This is a genomic window from Halorientalis sp. IM1011, from assembly GCF_001989615.1.
Classification (GTDB): domain Archaea; phylum Halobacteriota; class Halobacteria; order Halobacteriales; family Haloarculaceae; genus Halorientalis.
In genome coordinates this window covers 1,344,382-1,363,252 of record NZ_CP019067.1, presented here as the reverse complement: position 1 = coordinate 1,363,252, position 18,871 = coordinate 1,344,382, and the positions used below count along the sequence as shown (strand labels likewise).

20 protein-coding genes are annotated in these 18,871 nt (G+C 69.9%); 15 read left to right on the top strand and 5 right to left on the bottom strand.

What is annotated here, in order from left to right; all coding sequences use genetic code 11:
- Window positions 1-9: 9 nt before the first annotated feature.
- Window positions 10-669, bottom strand: a complete 660-nt coding sequence (locus tag BV210_RS06815; RefSeq protein WP_157525914.1) for a hypothetical protein — start codon at window positions 667-669, stop codon at window positions 10-12.
- Window positions 670-859: 190 nt separating this feature from the next.
- Between BV210_RS06815 and BV210_RS06810 the strand changes: the two genes are divergently transcribed.
- Both BV210_RS06810 and BV210_RS06805 read left to right on the top strand, forming a co-directional pair.
- Entirely contained in the window at window positions 860-1,729 is an 870-nt protein-coding gene (locus tag BV210_RS06810; RefSeq protein ID WP_077205907.1) for a RimK family alpha-L-glutamate ligase, read from the top strand.
- A 68-nt stretch (window positions 1,730-1,797) separates the two neighbouring features.
- Window positions 1,798-2,163: a hypothetical protein gene (locus BV210_RS06805; protein WP_077205906.1), complete on the top strand. Its 366-nt coding sequence runs from the start codon at window positions 1,798-1,800 to the stop codon at window positions 2,161-2,163.
- Here BV210_RS06805 and BV210_RS06800 read toward each other — a convergent pair.
- Together BV210_RS06800 and BV210_RS06795 are read right to left on the bottom strand one after the other, a co-directional pair.
- Window positions 2,160-2,546, bottom strand: coding sequence for an Hsp20/alpha crystallin family protein (locus BV210_RS06800; RefSeq protein ID WP_077205905.1), 387 nt, complete (start codon window positions 2,544-2,546; stop codon window positions 2,160-2,162). The two genes, BV210_RS06805 and BV210_RS06800, sit on opposite strands and share 4 nt — an antisense overlap.
- Window positions 2,547-2,618: 72 nt before the next feature.
- Window positions 2,619-3,644, bottom strand: a complete 1,026-nt coding sequence (locus tag BV210_RS06795) for a type II glyceraldehyde-3-phosphate dehydrogenase (protein WP_077205904.1) — start codon at window positions 3,642-3,644, stop codon at window positions 2,619-2,621.
- Window positions 3,645-3,774: 130 nt separating this feature from the next.
- Between BV210_RS06795 and BV210_RS06790 the strand changes: the two genes are divergently transcribed.
- Entirely contained in the window at window positions 3,775-4,731 is a 957-nt protein-coding gene (locus BV210_RS06790) for an aminopeptidase (protein ID WP_077205903.1), read from the top strand.
- An 18-nt stretch (window positions 4,732-4,749) separates the two neighbouring features.
- On the opposite strand, the gene BV210_RS06785 is transcribed toward BV210_RS06790, so the two are convergent.
- Window positions 4,750-5,040: a hypothetical protein gene (locus BV210_RS06785; protein WP_157525913.1), complete on the bottom strand. Its 291-nt coding sequence runs from the start codon at window positions 5,038-5,040 to the stop codon at window positions 4,750-4,752.
- Between the two features lie 106 nt (window positions 5,041-5,146).
- On the opposite strand from BV210_RS06785, the gene BV210_RS06780 reads away from it, so the two are divergent.
- From BV210_RS06780 to BV210_RS06770, 3 genes are all read left to right on the top strand, one after another.
- Window positions 5,147-5,800, top strand: a complete 654-nt coding sequence (locus BV210_RS06780) for an HVO_0476 family zinc finger protein (RefSeq protein ID WP_077205901.1) — start codon at window positions 5,147-5,149, stop codon at window positions 5,798-5,800.
- Between the two features lies 1 nt (window position 5,801).
- Window positions 5,802-6,428, top strand: coding sequence for a protein-L-isoaspartate(D-aspartate) O-methyltransferase (locus BV210_RS06775; RefSeq protein WP_077205900.1), 627 nt, complete (start codon window positions 5,802-5,804; stop codon window positions 6,426-6,428).
- Window positions 6,429-6,506: 78 nt separating this feature from the next.
- The gene (locus tag BV210_RS06770; RefSeq protein WP_077205899.1) at window positions 6,507-7,271 is read left to right on the top strand and encodes a protein-L-isoaspartate O-methyltransferase; all 765 of its coding nucleotides are present in this window, start codon (window positions 6,507-6,509) and stop codon (window positions 7,269-7,271) included.
- On the opposite strand, the gene BV210_RS06765 is transcribed toward BV210_RS06770, so the two are convergent.
- Window positions 7,259-7,711, bottom strand: a complete 453-nt coding sequence (locus tag BV210_RS06765; RefSeq protein ID WP_077205898.1) for an Ig domain-containing protein group 1 domain-containing protein — start codon at window positions 7,709-7,711, stop codon at window positions 7,259-7,261. The two genes, BV210_RS06770 and BV210_RS06765, sit on opposite strands and share 13 nt — an antisense overlap.
- Window positions 7,712-7,818: 107 nt before the next feature.
- On the opposite strand from BV210_RS06765, the gene BV210_RS06760 reads away from it, so the two are divergent.
- The 9 genes from BV210_RS06760 (at window position 7,819) to BV210_RS06720 (ending at window position 18,870) form a co-directional block, all read left to right on the top strand.
- Window positions 7,819-8,967, top strand: a complete 1,149-nt coding sequence (locus BV210_RS06760) for an acyl-CoA dehydrogenase family protein (RefSeq protein ID WP_077205897.1) — start codon at window positions 7,819-7,821, stop codon at window positions 8,965-8,967.
- 22 nt (window positions 8,968-8,989) lie between these two features.
- Window positions 8,990-9,403 carry a CrcB family protein gene (locus BV210_RS06755; RefSeq protein ID WP_077205896.1) on the top strand — a complete coding sequence of 138 codons (414 nt, stop codon included), beginning with the start codon at window positions 8,990-8,992 and terminating at the stop codon, window positions 9,401-9,403.
- Window positions 9,400-9,747, top strand: coding sequence for a fluoride efflux transporter CrcB (gene crcB / locus BV210_RS06750; protein ID WP_077205895.1), 348 nt, complete (start codon window positions 9,400-9,402; stop codon window positions 9,745-9,747). Before BV210_RS06755 ends, crcB begins: the two co-directional genes overlap by 4 nt.
- Before the next feature lie 41 nt (window positions 9,748-9,788).
- The gene (locus BV210_RS06745) at window positions 9,789-10,766 is read left to right on the top strand and encodes a fumarylacetoacetate hydrolase family protein (RefSeq protein WP_077205894.1); all 978 of its coding nucleotides are present in this window, start codon (window positions 9,789-9,791) and stop codon (window positions 10,764-10,766) included.
- Between the two features lie 54 nt (window positions 10,767-10,820).
- Entirely contained in the window at window positions 10,821-11,921 is a 1,101-nt protein-coding gene (locus BV210_RS06740) for an aminotransferase class V-fold PLP-dependent enzyme (RefSeq protein WP_077205893.1), read from the top strand.
- Between the two features lie 118 nt (window positions 11,922-12,039).
- Window positions 12,040-15,108, top strand: coding sequence for a transglutaminase domain-containing protein (locus BV210_RS06735; protein ID WP_084802588.1), 3,069 nt, complete (start codon window positions 12,040-12,042; stop codon window positions 15,106-15,108).
- The gene (locus BV210_RS06730) at window positions 15,105-15,830 is read left to right on the top strand and encodes a hypothetical protein (RefSeq protein ID WP_077205892.1); all 726 of its coding nucleotides are present in this window, start codon (window positions 15,105-15,107) and stop codon (window positions 15,828-15,830) included. Before BV210_RS06735 ends, BV210_RS06730 begins: the two co-directional genes overlap by 4 nt.
- The gene (locus BV210_RS06725; protein ID WP_077205891.1) at window positions 15,830-17,224 is read left to right on the top strand and encodes a DUF58 domain-containing protein; all 1,395 of its coding nucleotides are present in this window, start codon (window positions 15,830-15,832) and stop codon (window positions 17,222-17,224) included. The genes BV210_RS06730 and BV210_RS06725 overlap by 1 nt, the downstream gene beginning before the upstream one ends.
- A complete protein-coding gene (locus tag BV210_RS06720) occupies window positions 17,221-18,870 on the top strand; it encodes a hypothetical protein (protein ID WP_077205890.1) in 1,650 nt (549 codons plus the stop codon). The genes BV210_RS06725 and BV210_RS06720 overlap by 4 nt, the downstream gene beginning before the upstream one ends.
- Window position 18,871: the final 1 nt, after the last annotated feature.

Genomic DNA, 18,871 nt, shown 5'->3' with positions numbered 1-18,871 from the left:
ACTGCCGGTCTACTCGTGGGCTCGCAGTATCGCCTCGTAGTAGGGGACCATCACCGATTTCCCCTGTTCGATGCGCTCTTCCGAGCGGTAATCGTGCAGTTCGACCGCGAGCGCGTACCGGGTCGGCTCCGGGCCGAATCCTGACTGGCCGTACCGGGGCTTGGCTGGATACGCCGCGTCACCCATCGCGACCCGGAGTTCCAGCAACTGGGCGCGCATGATCGGCGTCCAGTAGTCCCCGCCGGTCTTGTGCCGTCGCCAGGCGGTCGTCGACAGGTCTGCGTAGTCTTCGTCGATGCCGAGCAACCGCGCGCGCTCGGCGAAGTTCTCCCGGACCGGACTCCAGTCGGCCGCGTCGAGGGCCTCGCGGTCGAACTCGCCGTCCGTCTCGTGGGCGGCTTCGACCTCGTCTTTCTTCCAGAGGGCGTTGACGAAGGCCACCGCGGCCCGTCGCGCCGTCGCGTCGTCGACGTGCTGGAACTGGGCGCTGTCGACCGCCGCGAACGCCTTCACCGCCGCCATCCGGTCGCGCTCGTCGTGCGCGACGAACCCGTCCCAGACCCGCTCGGCGAGGAACTCGGCGCGTTCGGTCACCGACTCCCGACTTCCCGTCTGCCCCCGCATCGCTAGCGTCGACCCCCACTGTCGCCACACGTCCCTGCCTCCCATTCCCCGCTCGCGCTCTGCCGGCCCCACCGGCACGATATGGTCGAATATCCGATCATACAGGATTGGATACATTCCAATAATATTTAAAAATTCACTACAGGCACATATATCGCGACGCGGGTCACGGTCGTCCCTCGGTCCGCACGCGGTGAACGGCGGCTTTTAGTCCGGTCGGGCCGAGAGCGTGGGTATGCTCCGGCTGGCGGTCGCGACCGAGGCGGAAACCTACGAGCGGATCCGGGATCCCCTCGAAGAGCGGGGGATCGCGGTCCACGCTGTCGCCACGTCCGAACGCACACTGGCGCTGACCGACGCCGACGCGACCGCCGAGTTCGACGACTTCGACGCCGGGTTCGTCTATCCGCCCCGGATCATGGAGGGCGGGGTCGCCGACGCCATGCTCGACGTGCCGTGGGTCAACGACCGCGAGGCGATCCTCACGTCCAGAAACAAGGCCGACGTGATCGCCCGACTCGACCGGGCCGGCGTCCCGGTGCCCGAGACCGTCGCCGTCTCGAACCCGGTCGACCGCGCAGACCTCGTGGCGGCTTTCGAGCGGTTCGATCCCCCGGTCGTGGTCAAACCCAACTCCGCGACCCGCGGCGTCGGCGTCGCGAAGGCCGCCGATCTCGATTCCTTCCTCGGCATCGCCGACTACCTCGATCTGGTCCACGACTACCGCGCGACGGGCGATCAGTCCTTTCTGCTTCAGGAGTACCTCCCGGACGCACGGGACTACCGGGTCATGCTCGTCGACGGCGAGTACGTCGGCGCGGTCGAGCGTCGCCTCCCCGAAGACGCCCTCGAATCCGGCCAGTGGAAACACAACGTCCACCGCGGGGCCGAAGCCACCGGCGTCGACCTCCCCGTGGAACTCCGAGAACTGGCCGAACGCGTCGCCGAGACGCTCGACATCCCGTGGCTCGGCGTCGACCTGCTGGTCACCGACGACCGCGCCGTCGTCACCGAGACCAACGCTCGCCCGACCGTCGACAGCGCGACGAAGTACGAACCCGGATTCTTCGACGATCTGGCCGCGCTGATCCGCGAAACCGTCTGACGCAGGGCACACGACCGTTCGACACGACACCAACGTATATTACCCCGGACATGTAATCACCGGGAAACATGGCCAAAGCCCAGCGGAACGACCTGAGCCGTCCGTTTCTGGCACTCGGGCTCGTCCTCGCCGGTGGCGTGGCGGCCGGGACGGTCTGGTACGCGACGTCGTCGCTCCAGCAGGCGGAGACGCTCGCCTTCGGGTGGTTACTCGTCGCCTTTACCCTGACCTACAGCTACCGGCCGCTCCGGGAGTCGGTGTACGGTCGGCTGGTGAGTTCGCTGTTCGTCATGCTGTTCGCGACGTTTTTCTACCTTCGCGGGAGCCGCGGCCCCCTGCTCCCCTTCGGCCTGTTCGCGCTGGCGCTTGCGGCCTTTTCCTACCAGCTCTACCGCCTCGGTGACGACGATCCGCGGCGGAGCCAGATCTCTTAAAGGTCGATGTCCGCGGAATCGTCGGCGCGGTCGAAGGTGACCTCGAGGACGCCGTTGTTGTAGGTGGCGCTGGCGGAGTGTTCGTCGACGGTGGCGGGGAGGCGGATCCGTTCCTCGTAGTCCCGGCGGTCGGAGGCGGCGGCGACCGTCAACACCTCGCCGTCGCACTTGAGGTCGATGGCGTCTTTCTCGACGCCGGGGAGGTCCGCGACGACGCGCAACTGATCGTCTTCCTCGAACACGTCCAGGTGGAGGTCCGATCCGAAGCCCGCGTTCCCGCCGCGATCGATGTGAACGTCGTCGCCCATCATCTCGTTCATCACCCGCTCGATCTCCCGGAGAATATCGTCGATGGGATCGTGGTCGTCGCGGTCGTCGTTCATACCTGCCGGTAAGAGGTGGTCCCGGGAAAAGGTTTCTGCCCCTGTTACTCCTCGATTCCCGAGGGGTTCGGCTCAGCGACCGAGGCCCATCCCGAGCGCCTCGTTCGTCCGTTCGATGCTCTCGCGGCGGTCGGCGGTCCCCAGCACCGCACGGATGGCGTCGACGTTCTCCGGCACCACGTCGGACTCCTGATGGATCGCCTGGAAGAGGTAGAGTTCGTCGCCGCCTTCGACGGTGATCGACTCGCCCCAGATGGCGTTCTCCCACACGTCGCCGCGGGGCCGCCCCGAATCGAGCGCGAACTCCTTGAGTTTGCCCGAGCCGTCGATACCCATGTGGTCGGGGATGACGAACAGTCGCGACTCGCCCTCCAGAAGCTCCCGAACTTCCTCGGTGTCGGTGTCGTAGGTCAACTCGACGTTGACGCTGTGAGTGTGGGTCAGCGTCGCCGGCACCTTCATCCCGAGCGTGTCGATGTCCAGGTCCGGGAAGATGGTGTTCACGTCCGGGCCGTGGTGGGAGGGGATCGTCACCGGGTCCGGCAGCGTGTCGTTGATCGGGCCGCGCGAGGACTGGGCGGGGTCGCCACCGCGACGGACCAGCGTCGCGCGCACCTTCTCGACGCCGTACTCGTCTTCCAGCGCCGCGATGAGTCGGGAGAGACCGGTCGTGTTACAGGAGACGACGCGGGTGTGATCGGCCCCTTCGGCCTCCGCGAAGTTCGCGCGGGCGTTGAAGCTCACGTCGACCAGGTCGGCGTCCTCCCCGCCCTGGTAGAGCGCGGGCGTGTCGTACTCCTCGTACATCGCCTTGTTCTCCGCGCCGATGCCCGACGGCGTCGTGTCGACGACGATGTCGCTCGCCTGGACCAGTTCCTCGACCTCGCCGGCCAGTTCGATGCCGGCCTCGTCGAACTGGTCGACCCGCTCGGGGACGGCGGCGTACAGCGGGTAGTCGTTGGCGACGGCCTGCTCGGCCTCGAAGTTCGGCCGCGTCTTGGCGACGCCGACGACCGCCATGTCCGGCTGGGCCCGGACGGCGTCCGCGACCCGCTTCCCGATGGTCCCGTATCCGTTGATGCCGACTTCGATTGTCATATACGGGGATGCCGTAGCGACGCGGATAACCGTTTCGAGGTTCCACGGTGGGAATTCACTCGGGAGCGAGTCACCGTTCGCCCGCGGTGGAGGCACAACGACTAATCCGGCGGGCCACCCAGACTCGGGTATGAAACACGAGCGGCTCCGGAATCCGGCCGAGACGGCCGTCCGGAAGTGCATGCGCCTCCAGTCGACCGAGTCCTGTCTGATCGTCACCGACCACGAGCGCCAGCCCATCGGCGAAGCCCTCTACGAGGTGGCCAACGAGCGCACCGACGACGCGAGCATCGTCCGCTACCCGCCCGGCGACCAGCACGGCGAGGAACCGCCCGCGGCCGTCGCCGCCGCCATGCGCAACGCCGACGTGGTGCTCGCGCCGACCAAGAAGAGCCTCACCCACACCAAGGCCCGCTCGGACGCCACCGCGGCCGGCGCTCGCGTCGCCACCCTCCCCGGGATCACCGAGGAGGTGTTCGTCACCGGTCTCGACGCCGATTACGCCGACATCAAGCAACACTGCAAGGAGCTGTACGCCGAAGTCTCCGGGGCCGAGACCGTCCGCGTCACGACCGAACGCGGCACCGACATCGTGTTCCGCCCCGGCGACCGGGAGTGGCGACAGGACACCGGCATCGTCCACGACCCCGGTGCGATGTCCAACCTCCCGGCCGGCGAGGTGTTCATGAGTCCCGAGACTGCCGACGGCACCTTCGTCGTCGACGGGACGATGATGCCCCACGGCCTGCTGGAAGACGGCCACGTCCTCGAGTTCGAGGTCGAGGACGGGTACGTCACCGAGGTCTCAGACGACGGCGTGCGCGAGGAACTGGAGGCCGCTGCCGAGGAGGTAGGCGAGGACGCCTACAACCTCGCGGAACTCGGAATCGGCACCAACGTCGGCGTCACCGAGTTGATCGGCTCCGTCCTCCTGGACGAGAAGGCCGCCGGTACCGTCCACATCGCCATCGGCGACGACCACGCCATCGGCGGCGACGTGGAGGCGCCGATCCACCTGGACGGGATCGTTCGGGAGCCGAAAGTGTACATTGACGGCGACGAGATCGACCTGCCGTCGGGCGTGTAACTGGCATCCCTGGTCCCATCAGAGCAGGGTGTTGGCGAGCCCATATCCCCCAAGCGCCGTCAACAGTACCCCCATACCCAGTAGTGCGTACCCGAGCCCAGTGAAAAATCCACTCGACGCCGGTTCGTTCACCCCGTCCAGTTTGCCGGCCAGCGACTGCCACGCCAGGATACCGAAGCAGACGAGCAACACGCCGTCGAGCCCCATCGAGAGCAAATCGGTGCTCGACAGGGCCGCCTCGGCGACCTGCAGTCCGGAACCGAACGCCATGAGTCCGAATCCGGCTCCGTAGACGTAGCGGAGGTCCATACCGAACCTACCGGTCACCGAAATGAATTGTTCGGGGTCGGGGCAACACTGACCGCCGGATACGCCGGTCAGCGACCTTTTACGTGCGCACCGAGTACGGCCGGGTATGACTACGGAAGCCGGGGACAGGGTCGGTATCGCCTGTCCGGCCTGTTCGCCGCAGTTCGAGACGGTCCACGAGGTCCTGTCGACGGGCGGCGGCGACGCGACGTTGCGATGTACCGAGTGCGAACACGTCCACAAGGAGAGCCTGCCCGAGGAGCAGACCGCCCAGCTCGACGTGGTGATCTCCCAGGACGGGGAATCCTTCTCCGCGCAGGTCGAAGCGCCTGCCGACGCCGACCTCGCCACCGGCGAGGAGTTCGTCGCCGAGACCGATGCTGCGGTGATGACCGTCCGGATCACGAGTCTGGAGATCGACGGCGGCCGGGTCGAGTCGGCACCGGTCACCGACGTCGATACCGTCTGGACCCGCGCGGTCGGGAACGTCTCCGTCAACGTGACCAAACACCCAAAGGACGGCCGCCGGGAGGCCACCGAGTCCACGAAGGTGCAGGTGCCCGGCGACCACGAGTTCGTCGTCGGCGAGACCGAGGAGTTCGGCGACCTCGAATTCACGGTCGAAAGCATCCTCGTCCGCGACGACGCCGCAGGCTACGAGTTCGACAAACTGGACTACGACGGCGACACGGTCGCGGCAAAGGACATCAAACGGCTGTACGCGCGCGACGAAACGTCGACCGCCTGGTCGGCCTGGTAGCATGGACTGGGCGGCCCGACGCGAGTCGATGGTCGACCGGCTCGAATCCGAGGGCCGCGTCGACGATCCGGCCACGCTCGACGCGATGCGGGCGGTCCCGCGCCACGAGTTCGTCCCCGAGCACAAGCGCGACTCGGCCTACGCCGACACGCCGCTGCCCATCGGCGACGGCCAGACCATCAGCGCGCCACACATGGTCGCGATCATGACCGACCTGCTGGATCTGTCGCCGGGCGACGAAGTACTGGAAATCGGGACGGGCTGTGGCTACCACGCCGCCGTCACCGCCGAGATCGTCGGCCCCGAGCACGTCTTCTCCGTCGAATACCACGACTCGCTGGCCGAGCAGGCCCGCGAGCGACTCGATCGACTGGGTTACGGCGCGGTCTCGATCCGGGCCGGCGACGGCAAACGGGGCTGGTCCGAGTACGCTCCCTACAACCGGGCGTATCTCACCTGTGCCGCCCCCGACTTCCCCGAGGCCGTCGTTGACCAGGTCCGTCCGGGCGGGGTGCTGCTCGCGCCGCTCGGGACCGCCCGGCAGACGCTCGTTCGCGCTCGCAAGCGCGAGGACGGGTCGCTCGACCGCGGGGACCACGGCGGCGTGCGGTTCGTCGAGATGCAGTGACTCGACTGGTTGGCGAACCTACCTGCCGTCCGTTCGACAGGCGCGTCATTCAAGAGCCTCCACGCGAACCTCCCTACAATGGACCCCGCGGTACTGCGCGACGACATGGTCGACAGCCTCGAACACGAGAGCAAGGGCTGTGTCCACAGCGACGCCGTCAGCGTCGCCATGCGGGCGGTTCCCCGCCACGAGTTCGTCGCCGACGAGCGCGGTGCCTACGCCGACCGCCCCTTCGAGCGGTTCGGCACCCGCGTGCTCGCCCCCAGCACCGCCGCACGACTGCTCGAAGCCCTCGCACCCGACCCCGACGACTCCGTGCTCGTCGTCGGCGCTGGCGTCGGCTACACCGCCGCCGTGATCGCCGAGATCGTCGGCGATCGAAATGTCCACGCTATCGACATCACTCGCCGGGTCGTCTACGAGGCCCGCGAGAACCTCGCCAGCGCCGGCTACGGCGGCGTCCTCGTCGACTGCCGGGACGGGGCCGACGGCCTCCCCGAGTACGCGCCATACGACCGCATCCTGCTGGAGGCCGCCGCCGTCTCGCCGCCGCGGGCGCTGGTCGACCAGCTCGCCGAGGACGGCCGACTCGTCATGCCGCTGGGGGCCCACGAACAGCATCTCGCCGTCGTCGAGGGCGGCGAGGTCGCCGAACGGCTCGGCGGCGTCGCCTTCGCCCCCATGCTCGTCGAGGGCGAGCAGGCCGACACACCCGAGCGCAACCGGATGCGCCGAGAGGACCGCGAGTACGAGCGCCGGGACGCCCGCCGTCGCCGCGGCTGGGAGCAGTCCTGGATCGACTGGGGCGAGGGCACCGACGCCACCCGCTCCTACGAGGACTGATCCGCGACCACGAGCACCTTCGTGTTCTCCCGGTCGTCGGTGTACCCCCCACCCGCGGGCGGTTTCACGTCCAGCGTGACCGTTCCCTCCTTCTGGTTCGGGCCGAGACTCGGCGAGAGCTGCAGCGTCGCCGTCCCGTTCGGGCCGGTCTTCGCGGGGCGGATCTCCGACAGCGTCGCGGTGCCGTCCTTCGCGACGACGGTGGCGTTCGATACCGCCTCGCCCTCCGGTGTGACCACTGTGACCGTCACCTCGCCGTCGCCCTCGGGGATCACCTCCGGCTGTGGTTTCACGTCGAGTTCGGTGACGCCCAGCGCGGTGAGGCCCCCGATCGTGTTCATCATGACGCTGAGGCTCGCGATCCCAACTACGAGGGCGATGACGAGTCGCACCGGCAGTCCTTCGATCGCCCGTTCGTCGCTCGTGAAGCGCTCGAACATGGGTCAGGCTGGTCCCGGTCTGGGATATAAACGCTCGGCAGAAGTGGGCCCGACGGTGTGGGACGTGTTCGCCCGAAACTTATCGGGATCCGCCGCGATGGGCGCGTATGCGCTTCCAGTTGACCGAGTCACAGCGCACGCTGCGCGACGAGATTCGGGAGCTCGCAGCGACCGAGATCGAACCCGTCGCCGCAGACCTCGACCGAACCGAGACGTATCCCGAGGAGATCCTCGCCGCCCTCGGCGAGCGCGGTATCACCGGCCTGACCCTGCCCGAGAAACGGGGCGGTCGCGGTGAGGGGCTCGTCGAACTCGTCGTCGTGATCGAGGAACTGGCGGCGAACCAGATGGCGCTCGCGAGCGCGGTGGGGCTCAACCTCGGCGTCGCGACCGTGATCGAGCGGTTCGGCTCCGACCGCCAGCGCGAGCGATGGGTCCCGGAGATGGCGCGGTTCGAGACCGTCGGCGCGCTCGGACTCAGCGAGGCCGACGCCGGAAGCGACAAGCTGGCGATGGAGACGACCGCCGAGCGCGAGGGCGAGGAGTGGGTCCTGAACGGCCACAAGCAGTGGGTGACGAACTTCCCCAACGCCGACGTGGTGCTCACCTACGCGAAGACCGGCCCCGAGGCAGACGCGCCCCACAACATCAGTGCGTTCCTCGTCCCGGCCGAGGCGTTCGAGGTCGACCGCGACTGGGACACGCTGGGTGCCAACAGCGTGAAGTCGCCGCGCGTGACGCTCTCGGACGTGCGTGTGCCCGACGACGCGATGGTCGGCGAGCGGGGCGAGGCGTACGTCCAGCGCGGGACCGTCCACACCGGCGTGAACGTCCCGGCGCGAGCGGTCGGCATCGCCCGCGCTGCACTGGAGGACGCAGTGGCCTACACCACTGAACGCGAACAGTTCGACCGCGCCATCGGCGACTTTCAAGGTGTTCGCTGGCGACTGGGCGAGATGGCCGAGCGGGTCGACACGAGTCGTCTGCTCACCCTCCGGGCGGCCGACCGCGCCGACCGCGGACTGTCCGTCGACCGCGCGTTCCCGATGGCGAAGGTCCACGCCACGGAGGCCGCCGTCGAGAACGCCAACGAAGCGATGCAGCTCCACGGCGGTGTCGGGTACACGCGCGAACACGACGTGGAACGGTACCTCCGGGACGCGCGGCTCCTGACCATCGCCGGCGGCCCCAACGAGGGCCACCGGGACGCGCTGGCCGACGCCGTCGTCGACCGCGAAACCGAAACCACCGAGTAGCCGCTCCGAGTCGCTCCGGCTGATGAGCGACGGGACGGCCGCCGACGCCGACGGGTCGACACACGCGCTGGCCCGCCTCGAACCGCTGGCCCTGATCGCCGTCGGGGGGTTCGTCGGGGCGGTCCTCCGTCACGCCGTCGCGCTCGCACTCCCCGCGGGCCCGCTGCCGTGGGGGACGCTCGCCGCCAACGTCGCGGGGAGTTTCGCACTGGGCGTCCTGCTGTACGAGGCCCACCTCGCGGACGCGCTGAGCGCCGAGACGCGACTGGTGCTGGGGACGGGATTTCTCTCCTCCTTCACGACCTACAGCACCTTCGCCGTCGAGACCGCGGGGCTGGACCCCCTGCTTCTGGTCGCAAACGTCGCGGCCAACTACGCCCTCGGCTTTCTGGCCGTCATCGGCGGGCGTTCCGTCGCCCGGGTGATCTCCAGATGACCGACCCGACCCTGCTCGTTGGCGTCGGGGGCGTCCTCGGCGCACTGGCGCGGTACCTGCTGGGCGAGCGCATCGACACCCGGACTGCCGACACGCTCGCGGTGAACGTTCTGGGGAGTTTCGTGCTGGGCCTGCTCGTGGCCGTACCGGTCGACGATTCCCTCCTCCTGGTGTTCGGGACGGGGTTCTGTGGCGCGTTCACCACCTTCTCGACGTTCGCCTTCGAGACGGTGCGGCTGTTCGAGACCGGCGAGCGCCGGCGAGCGGTGGCGACGGCGGTACTGAATCTCGTCGGGGCGCTGGCCGCGGTCGCGTTCGGGGCCGTCGTCGCGGGCCTTCTCTGAGAGGCCAAAGCTATACCTGACCGCCGCACCCGGATGCGAGTATGCGACTCGCCAGTTTCGCGGTCGAGACGCCGGTCGGCCCCGTTCGACGGGTCGGTGTCGACCACGAGGGGGAACTGCTCGACGTGACCGCCGGCTACGCGTACGTCCTCGCGATGGACGGCGAGGCCTCGCCGGTCGACCTCGCCGAGAGCATCGCGCCCGCGGACATGATTTCGTTCCTCCGGCGCGGTCAGCGCGCGTTCGACGCCGTCGAAGAGGTGCTGGAGTGGGTCCCCGACGCCGACGCCGACACCGGCCCCGGCGGCGCGCGTCTCCGGTACGACCCGGCAGAGGTCGATCTGCTGGCTCCCGTGCCGCGCCCGAACTCCCTGCGGGACTACATGGCCTTCGAGGAACACGTCGCGAACACGATGGGCGATATCCCGGACGTGTGGTACGACCGACCGGTGTGCTACAAGGGCAACGCCGATCAGGTGGTCGGTGACGGCGACGTGGTGGAGTGGCCGCCCTACTCGAACCTCTGGGATCTGGAACTGGAGATCGGTGCGGTGATCGGGAAACGGGGGTCCGCGATCGACGCCGACGAGACCGAGGAGTACGTCGCCGGCTACACCCTCTTCAACGACTTCTCGGCCCGCGACGAGCAGGGCGAGGAGATGGACGCCCGACTCGGCCCCGCCCGCGGGAAGGACTTCGCCAACGCCTTCGGCCCCTATCTGGTGACGCCCGACGAACTGGACCTCCCGAACGCCGACTTTTCCGTCGAGGTCACCGACGACGAGGGCGACACGGAAACCTGGTCGGAGGGGACCGTCGGCGAGATGGAACACTCCTGGGGCGAGATCCTCGAACACACCTCGGAAGCCGAGACCCTCTATCCCGGCGACGTGCTCGGGAGCGGCACGGTCGGCACCGGCTGTGGCCTCGAACTCGGGAAATTCCTGAACGACGGCGACACCGTCGCCATCTCGATCGAGGGGCTGGGCACGCTGACCAACACCGTGGTCGAGTCTTGACTACCCGTCGACCGCCATCTGAGGATTCAAACGGCTGGCATCCGAACGGCCGCCATGGACCCGGAGGACCTCCGCGACGAGATTCCCGCCGTCGACGACACCGTCTACCTGAACACCGGTGCGAGCGGTCCGAGCCCGCGCCCGGTGGTCGAAGCCGCGACCGACTTTCTTGAGCGCCACGAGTACGAGGCCCACGCTGCCGGCGACCCCTACTCGATGGCCTACGACGAACTCGGGGCGGCCCGCGAGCATATCGCCGCGTTCGTCGGAGCCGATCCCGACGACCTCGCACTGACCAACAGCACGGCCGACGGCATCTCCCGGATCGCCGCCGCCGTCGACTGGGAACCCGGTGACACGGTGGTCTACACCGACCTCGAACACCCCGCGGGGATCCTCCCGTGGGAGCGGGCCGCCGACGTGGCCGACATCGACACGCGCGTCCTCGATACCGAGCGCGGCCGCGTCGAGATGGACGCGGTGAAGGAGGTCGTCGACGACGCTCGCCTGCTCTGTCTGAGTTCGCTCTCCTGGAACTACGGGACCCGTCTGCCGGTCGCCGAGATCGTCGACGTGGCCCACGACGCCGGGACACGAGTGGTCGTCGACGCGGTCCAGTCGCCCGGCCAGCACCCCGTCGACGTGGCCGAGTGGGGGGCCGACGCGGTCGCGGCCGCCGGCCACAAGTGGCTACTCGGGCTCTGGGGCGCGGGCTTCCTGCACGTCGATCCCGACTTCGCCGCCGAACTGGAGCCGCGACGGGCCAGCTACCGGAGCGTCGACGACCCGAGCGCGGCCGGCTGTGACCTCTCGGCCGGCGCGCACAAACTGGAGATCGGGACCGTCTCGCCCGCGCCACACGTCGCGGCGGCGACCGCAATCGACCGGATCCTGGCTGTGGGTCTCGACACCGTACAGAAGCGGATCGAGCGGCTCACCGACCGGCTCAAATCCGGGCTGGGCGACCGGCTCCTCTCACCACGTGAGTACGAGTCCGGCCTCGTGACCTTCCGCGCCGACGACCCCGAGGAACTGGTCGACCAACTTGGCGAGGACGGGGTCGTTATCCGGTCGTTACCCGACGGGACCGTCCGGGCGTCGATCCACGTCTTCAACACGGCCGACGACGTGGATCGGCTTCTCCGGGCGCTCTGACCGCTCGATCGGAACTGATAATTCGTACCGAATGTTTAATTCCCTCCTGACGCTGGACTAGGTAGAGCTTACCGGCGAGCGACTCGCGGGGGTGTACTCGCCGGGACCGACATTCACTATGGCAACCGATGCGGGGACGGATTCACGCGAGCGGGCACGCACTGCGGTCGCGCTCCTTGCGATCGCCGGATTCGTTCTGGTAGCCGTCGTCCTGCCGGCGGTGGGGGCCGACGCGCCCGGGCGGTCGTTACTGCCCGGTAACGGGTCGAGCGACGGGGCGTCGACCGACGGGAGCGGCGCACTCGGCGAGGTCCTCTCGGGCCGGTCGGGAGACGGAGCCAGTGCCGGCGAGGGCAGCGCCGGCCAGTCGTCGCTGGTCGACGGCCTGATGGGCTCGCTCTCGGGATCCGGCGCGTCGTCCGGGTCGGGGACACAGGGGGCGCAAGGGACCGGAACGGGCGATGGAAGTGGCTTCGGTGCGCTCGACCCCGGCCAGCGAACCGGCGTCGGCTCACAGGGGTCGCCGCTTTCGGAGAGCCTCCGGAGCCAGTCCGCGGAACCGCACTTCGTCGTCCGGAGTTCGGCCGCGACCTACTGGCGGACCGGCGCGTACGCGGACTACACCGGGAGCGGCTGGACTGGACAGGGCGAGACACGTCAGCGCGGCTGGCCACGGAATCCGGGTGTCGCCGGCGGGGACCGCCGGACGATCACCCAGGAGTACCGGCTGCTCCAGCCCGCCTCGGCGCTGCCTGCGGCCTGGAAACCGATCGACGTGAACGGCCCGCAGGCGGAGAACGTGCAGGTGACCGGCGAGGGCGGCCTGCGGTACGGTGAGGGGCGACTTCCGGCGAACGCCACGTACACGGTGACCAGCGCAGCACCGCCCCGGGATCCAGCCCGATTACGCGGGGCCGGGACCGACTACCCAGACGGAATCGAGGAGCGATACACCGCGCTCCCCGACTCGACGTCCGACCGTCTCACCTCCTTCACCGACGACCTGACGAGCGATTCGGAGACGCCATACGATACGGCCGTCGCCATCGAGTCCTGGCTGGAGTCGAACAAGGGCTACTCCCTGAACGCCAGCCACGAGGGCGGGACCGTGGCCGACGAGTTCGTCTTCGAGATGGAGCAGGGCTACTGTGAGTACTTCGCCAGCACGATGGCAGTCATGCTCCGGACTCAGGACATCCCTGCACGCTACGCCGTCGGCTATTCGACGGGCGAACCGCGCGCCAACGGGACGTACCTCGTGCGCGCGATGAACGCCCACGCGTGGGTCGAGGTGTACGTCCCCGACACGGGCTGGGTGCGCTTCGATCCGACGCCCGGTCAGAGCCGACTCGACAGCGAGTTCCGCGCCTACCAGCGCGCCGCCGAGAACGGCAACGCCGAGGCCGCCGCCCGCCGCTTCCTCGAATCCGCCAGCCGCGAGGACGGCGGCAACCCCTTCCAGCCGAACGAGGGCGGTGAATCGACCGGCGACCAGTCCTCGTCAGACGGGCAGTCAGGCGACGGATCCGGCGACGGAGGCAACGGAACCGACGGCAACGCCTCCGAGATCGCCGAGCGATACAACCACACCGAGTCGGGCAGCCCCGGCGAGACCTTCGACGTGGACGGCGAGGGGAGCGCCGAGGTGTCGCTCGTGTCCGATCCCGTCCCGGGCCAGCCCGTCACCGTCCGCGTCGAGCGTGGCGGCGACCCGCTCGCCGGCGCGGTGGTCGCGTTCGACGGCCGGCGGATCGGGACCACGAACGCCTCCGGGAAGGTCACCGGCGAAGTTCCCTTCTCGGCCACACTCGACGTGACCGTCACGGTCCCCGACGGCTCCGACGCGCCCGCGGGCAGCGCGGCGCTCGCACTCCCGAGTATGACGGGGTCGGGTCTCCCACGGGCCGCAGCCAACGGGACCAACACCACCAGATCGTTCGACGTGCCGACGAACGTCGCGGTCGGGATCGAGGACGAACCCGCCCCCGGCGGAACAGTGACGGTCAACGCGACCATCGCCGGCCGACCCGTCCCCGGGGCCAACGTCTCGGTCAACGGGACCGCGGCGGGGAGCACCGACGCCGACGGCCGCCTCGACGTGTCGCTCCCCGCCAGCGAACACGCGGTGGTTCGGGTCGAACGCGGCGAGGCCGTGGGCAACCGGACGCTCGAACTCGCAAATCTCAGCGTCGACGTGTCCGGTTTCGCCCTCCCCGGGCTGTCGGTCACTGTCTCGGTCACCGACGACGGTGAACCGGTCGAGGGCGCGACGGTCGGGGTCGGCGACGCGACGGCGACCACCGGCTCGGACGGGACGGCCACCGTCCCGCTCCCGCTCGCGGCCGGGGCCACGGTCACCGTCGAGACGGCCGCCGGCCTCACCGAGACCGAGCCGGTACAGATGCAGTTCCTGACGGCCGGCGTCCTCGCCGGCCTCGCGCTGGCCGTCCTCGCCGGGGCGTACCTGCTCCGCCGGCGAGCGGTCCAGGCCGGCCGGTCGCTACGCGAACAGGTCCGGGTCGCCCTCCACTGGCTCTCGGGCGCGTTCGTCGCGACGCTGGTCGCACTGGCCGTCCGCGGCGAGGCGGTGCTCGCCGCATTGCCCGAGCACCTGCGACGGGTGCGCGCGGCTCTGGTCTCGCTGGCGCGGGAACTCGCCGCCGCCGTCCGCGCCCGGCAGCTCGACCTCGACAGACTTCCCGGGCCGCGAGCCCTCCTCGCCCGACTGCTGAGCGCACTCGCGGGGCTGTTCGCCGGTGTTCGCGACTCGTTCCCCGGCAGCGATGGAGTGGCCGAGCCCGACGGTTCGATGGCGACGACTGCGGACACGACACCAGACACGCCGGACGCGCGCGAACGGGTCCGGCGCGCCTGGCGGGAGTTCCGCGCGCAGGTGCCCGTCGCCGACCACCGGACGAAAACGCCCGGCGAACTCGCTCGCGAGGGCGTCGACGCCGGCTTCCCTCGATCGGCCGTCCGGACGCTCCGGGACGCCATCCGGGACGTGGAGTACGGCCGGCGCGACCCTGCCGAGTACGTCGACGACGTGGACGACGCCCGGCGAGAACTCACACCCGGCACCGACGGCGGTGAGGAGACAGCAGACGCCCCCGATTCGACCCCACACGCGACCGACGGCGGGGATGCGACCGCGGCGGGTGACCCCGACGGAGGTGACCGGTCGTGACCTCCCGGACGCGGCTGCTGGTGGGCGTCGCGGGAGTCACGTTGCTCACCGCTGCCGGGCTGGCCCTCGCGCCCGGGCTCGTACCCATCCCGCGCTCGCAACTGATGGCCGCGATGGACGCGCTGACCGGGACGGTCGGACTGGCCGGCCTCGCGGTTATCGCCGGACTGACCGCCGTCGTGCAGGGGCTCTGGTCCTCGACGACGCCCTCGCGGCCCCCGCCCCTTCCCGTGGACGGCGACCCCACGGAGCGTGACGTAACGGGGCCCGTCGTCGGCGGGACGTTCGACGAGCGACTGGCGGCGGTCCAGCGGGTCGACAGCCGATCGCCGGAGGGCGAGGCGGTCGTCCGCGAGGACCTCCGGCGGCTGGCGACCGACACCTACCAGCGCACCCACCGGTGTGACTGGGAGACGGCCGCCCGCGCCGTCGAGACGGGGGCCTGGACCGACGATCCGGCCGCCGCGGCTTTCGTCGGCGGCGCAGACGCCCCGGACGTACCGCTCCGGCTCTGGTTCGAGGACATGCTCAGCGAACACGGGGCCTTCCACCGCCAGACGATCCGCACGCTCCGGGCCATCTACGCGCTCGAAGCCGGCGACGACGCCGAGCGGGCGACCGAACGGACCTGGACGGCCGACGGGGAACGGTCCCGCGAGTCCGCCACTCCCGCTGCCCCCGACGGCTCTGACGGCCCGAACGAGGAGGTGACCGACGCGTGATGCGAGTCGCCCGCTGGCACGGTGCGCTGGTCGGCGCGCTGTTCGCCAGCGCCCTCGGGCTGTACGTCGGCGATCACGTCTTCTTCCTGGTGGCGACGATCCCGCTGGCGTACGTCGTCTACGGCCACGTCACCGGGCTCGGACCGCCCTCGCTTTCCGTCGAGCGGACGTTCGAGGACGACCGCGTGGACCCCGGCGAGAGGGTGACGGTGACGCTGACCGTCGAGAACACCGGCGACCGCCCGATTCCCGACCTCCGGCTGGTCGACGGCGTCCCCGAGGCGGTGACGGTCGCCGACGGCTCGCCCGCCGGTGCGGTCGCGCTTCGGCCCGAGGAGTCCGCGACCGTCACGTACGAGGTGTTCCCGCCACGCGGGGCCCACGAGTTCGGGACCGTCGCGGTCCGTGGGCGCAGTCTCGCCGGCACCGTCACGGGCACGACGACGATCGATCCGGCCGGGGACGACACGTTGCGCTGTACGACGCTACTCGACGAGTTCCCGTTGCAGGACCTGACGACCCCCTTCGCCGGTCAGGCACCGACCGACACCGGCGGCGACGGGATCGAGTTCCACTCCGTCCGGGAGTACCGGCGCGGCGACCCGCTCTCACACGTCGACTGGCGGCGCCTGGCCCGCACGGGTGACCTCGCGACCGTCACCTACCGCCAGGAGCGGGCCGCCGCGGTCGTGTTCGTTATCGACGACCGCCCTGCAGCCCGCTTTCAGCCGCCTTCGGGCGGCCCGTCGTCGCTGGATTACGTCGTCTACGCGGCCTCGCGTGGGCTGGTGACCCTCACCGACGCCGGCCACCGGGTCGGCGTCACGACCCTCTCGACCGGGACGGATCGCGACTGGGTCTCGCCGGGCCGGGGTAGCACCACCGAGTCGGCCGCCTCCGACCTCTTCGACCGGGTACAGGGCGACGATGCCGACCCGGCGGCGACCGCGCCCGCCGCGACCGACCCCGCGATCACCCCCGTCGCGACCGACGGTGCCGGGTCGGACGGGAGCGACGAGGGGATCGGGGCCGCCGTAGGGACCGCGGACGGGTCCGACCCCGACGGGACTGCGCTGGGCTTGCGCCTCGCCGGGTGGTTGCCCGCGCACGCGCAGGTGGTCTTCTGTACCCCGCTCGTCGACGACGTGCCGGTCGACGTCGTCGAGACGCTGCTGTCGAATCGCCACACCGTGACCGTTCTCAGCCCGAACGTCACCGGGGCCGGTGACGGCACTCACCCCACGCCGGGCCAGGCGGTGGCCGACGTGCAGCGTCGGCTCAGGCTGACCGACCTCGAACGGCTGGGCGTTTCCGCGACCGACTGGCAACCCGGAACGCCGCTGCAGGTCGCGCTCGCGGACGTGCTCACGACCAAACGAGGGTGGGACCGATGACGGACGACGGTGCGACCGACGGGGGCTCGCACGCCCGCGACGAACCGGTAGTGCCCCGACTCGGATCCGGCGACGGTGTGGTCGCGACCCTCGTGGAGACCGCCGCGGACGTACAGCTCTCGGCGCTGTCCGGCGGCCTCGTCGCCCTCGTGGCCGCCTCGCTCGTCGGCTGGCAGTTGCTCGGCGTTCGGCTCACACTGGTGTCGTCGGTGTCCGGCGTCCTGCTGGCGGCCGGCCTGTACGCGCTCCGGAGCGACCGCGTGGCGGTGCTGTTCGCCGCCGGCGCACTCCTGACTCCGGCGTCGATCGGGCTGGCCATCGCGCTCGGCGTCGGCGTCGCGTTCGGACTCGACGTCGGGCAGGCCACGGGCCACCTCGCGAGCGTGACCGTCTGCCTGCTCGTCGGGAGCGGGTTCGGTGCGGTGCTGACCGCCGTCCCGCTCGACGAGGGCGAGGTCCTGGCCGGCTCGTTCATGCGGTTCGTCGGTATGCTCGTCCCGCTGACCGTGGCACAGGCGATCGTCGTCGCCATCGCCGCCTGGGACTCGCTGGTCGTCTCGTTGGCCCGACTGGTCGTCGACAGCCCCGATCCGTTGCTCGCGCTGGGGCGCTCGCTTCTGGCCCCGACCGGCAGCGCGGCACTGCTTTCCTTCCTGCTGTACGTCCTCCTCCTGCTCTTTCTGTTCCGGTTGGTCCTTCGGGCGATCCCGCTGGTGAAACTGTTCCCGCCACGCCAGCGTCCCATGGTGACGGCCCGACTCGACCGACTCGTGGGCCGTCTCGGACGAGTCTTGTTCCTGGCCGTCGGGGGTGCTATCGTCCTGTTCATCGCTGCCCTCGTCGCCGGTCTGAGCACGCCCGCAGCCCTGTCGGCTCGCTTCGGGGTCGTCGCCGCGCCCGTCGTCTGGGTGCTGACGACCCTCTGGGTCCGTATCCTGTTCGTGCTCGCGATCGGCACGATGGCGGCCATCCTCGCCAGCGAACGGCTCCGGCGGCGCGTGCGCCGCCTCTCCGAAGCCGACCTGCTGCGGCAGGGAACCCCGCCGCTGGGCGCGTTCGCGACCGCACTCCTGTTCGGCGTCATTGCCGACCTGCTGATCGGGAGCGACGAACTCCTCGCACGCGTCCCGGCCACCGTCCGCCCCACCGTCGAGTCGCTGCTGGGCGGGGGCGTCGTCACGGCCGTGCTGGTGGTCGCGTTCGGCGCGCTCATCCTCGCCGGTATCGCCTTCGTCTCCCTCTCCGTGCTGGTGAGCTCGCCGATCCTCCCCGAGCAAGCGCTCGGCCCTACGCTCGCCAGCGCCGCCGTGTTCGCACTCGCCCTCCTGCTCGTCCTCTTCGGCGGGTCGTCGCTCGTGGCCTTCCTCGCCGTCGCGGCCGCACTGGTCGTCTGGGACACCGGCGAGTACGCGACCGGCCTCCGCGAGGAACTGCCCGACGGCGCGGTGACGACGCGGGCCGAACTCGTCCACGTCGGCGCGAGTCTGGCCGTCGGCCTGCTGGCAGTCGTCGGGGCCGTCCTGCTGGCACTGCTGATCGCCAGCGATTTGCTCGTCCCGTCGGTCCCGGACACGACGCTCGCGGCCGGTGCGGTCGTACTCGCGTTCGGAACGACGATGGTACTGCTGTCCTCGCTCCGGGAGTAAT

Excerpts from the sequence above, each read along its gene's own strand:
- BV210_RS06810 (WP_077205907.1), top strand. The coding sequence starts at position 860 with ATGCTCCGGCTGGCGGTCGCGACCGAGGCGGAAACCTACGAGCGGATC.
- BV210_RS06770 (WP_077205899.1), top strand. The coding sequence starts at position 6,507 with ATGGACCCCGCGGTACTGCGCGACGACATGGTCGACAGCCTCGAACAC.
- BV210_RS06760 (WP_077205897.1), top strand. The coding sequence starts at position 7,819 with ATGCGCTTCCAGTTGACCGAGTCACAGCGCACGCTGCGCGACGAGATT.
- BV210_RS06800 (WP_077205905.1), bottom strand. The coding sequence starts at position 2,546 with ATGAACGACGACCGCGACGACCACGATCCCATCGACGATATTCTCCGG.
- crcB (WP_077205895.1), top strand. The coding sequence starts at position 9,400 with ATGACCGACCCGACCCTGCTCGTTGGCGTCGGGGGCGTCCTCGGCGCA.
- BV210_RS06745 (WP_077205894.1), top strand. The coding sequence starts at position 9,789 with ATGCGACTCGCCAGTTTCGCGGTCGAGACGCCGGTCGGCCCCGTTCGA.
- BV210_RS06795 (WP_077205904.1), bottom strand. The coding sequence starts at position 3,644 with ATGACAATCGAAGTCGGCATCAACGGATACGGGACCATCGGGAAGCGG.
- BV210_RS06725 (WP_077205891.1), top strand. The coding sequence starts at position 15,830 with ATGCGAGTCGCCCGCTGGCACGGTGCGCTGGTCGGCGCGCTGTTCGCC.
- BV210_RS06780 (WP_077205901.1), top strand. The coding sequence starts at position 5,147 with ATGACTACGGAAGCCGGGGACAGGGTCGGTATCGCCTGTCCGGCCTGT.
- BV210_RS06765 (WP_077205898.1), bottom strand. The coding sequence starts at position 7,711 with ATGTTCGAGCGCTTCACGAGCGACGAACGGGCGATCGAAGGACTGCCG.
- BV210_RS06720 (WP_077205890.1), top strand. The coding sequence starts at position 17,221 with ATGACGGACGACGGTGCGACCGACGGGGGCTCGCACGCCCGCGACGAA.
- BV210_RS06790 (WP_077205903.1), top strand. The coding sequence starts at position 3,775 with ATGAAACACGAGCGGCTCCGGAATCCGGCCGAGACGGCCGTCCGGAAG.
- BV210_RS06805 (WP_077205906.1), top strand. The coding sequence starts at position 1,798 with ATGGCCAAAGCCCAGCGGAACGACCTGAGCCGTCCGTTTCTGGCACTC.
- BV210_RS06775 (WP_077205900.1), top strand. The coding sequence starts at position 5,802 with ATGGACTGGGCGGCCCGACGCGAGTCGATGGTCGACCGGCTCGAATCC.
- BV210_RS06755 (WP_077205896.1), top strand. The coding sequence starts at position 8,990 with ATGAGCGACGGGACGGCCGCCGACGCCGACGGGTCGACACACGCGCTG.
- BV210_RS06735 (WP_084802588.1), top strand. The coding sequence starts at position 12,040 with ATGGCAACCGATGCGGGGACGGATTCACGCGAGCGGGCACGCACTGCG.
- BV210_RS06815 (WP_157525914.1), bottom strand. The coding sequence starts at position 669 with ATGGGAGGCAGGGACGTGTGGCGACAGTGGGGGTCGACGCTAGCGATG.
- BV210_RS06785 (WP_157525913.1), bottom strand. The coding sequence starts at position 5,040 with ATGGACCTCCGCTACGTCTACGGAGCCGGATTCGGACTCATGGCGTTC.
- BV210_RS06740 (WP_077205893.1), top strand. The coding sequence starts at position 10,821 with ATGGACCCGGAGGACCTCCGCGACGAGATTCCCGCCGTCGACGACACC.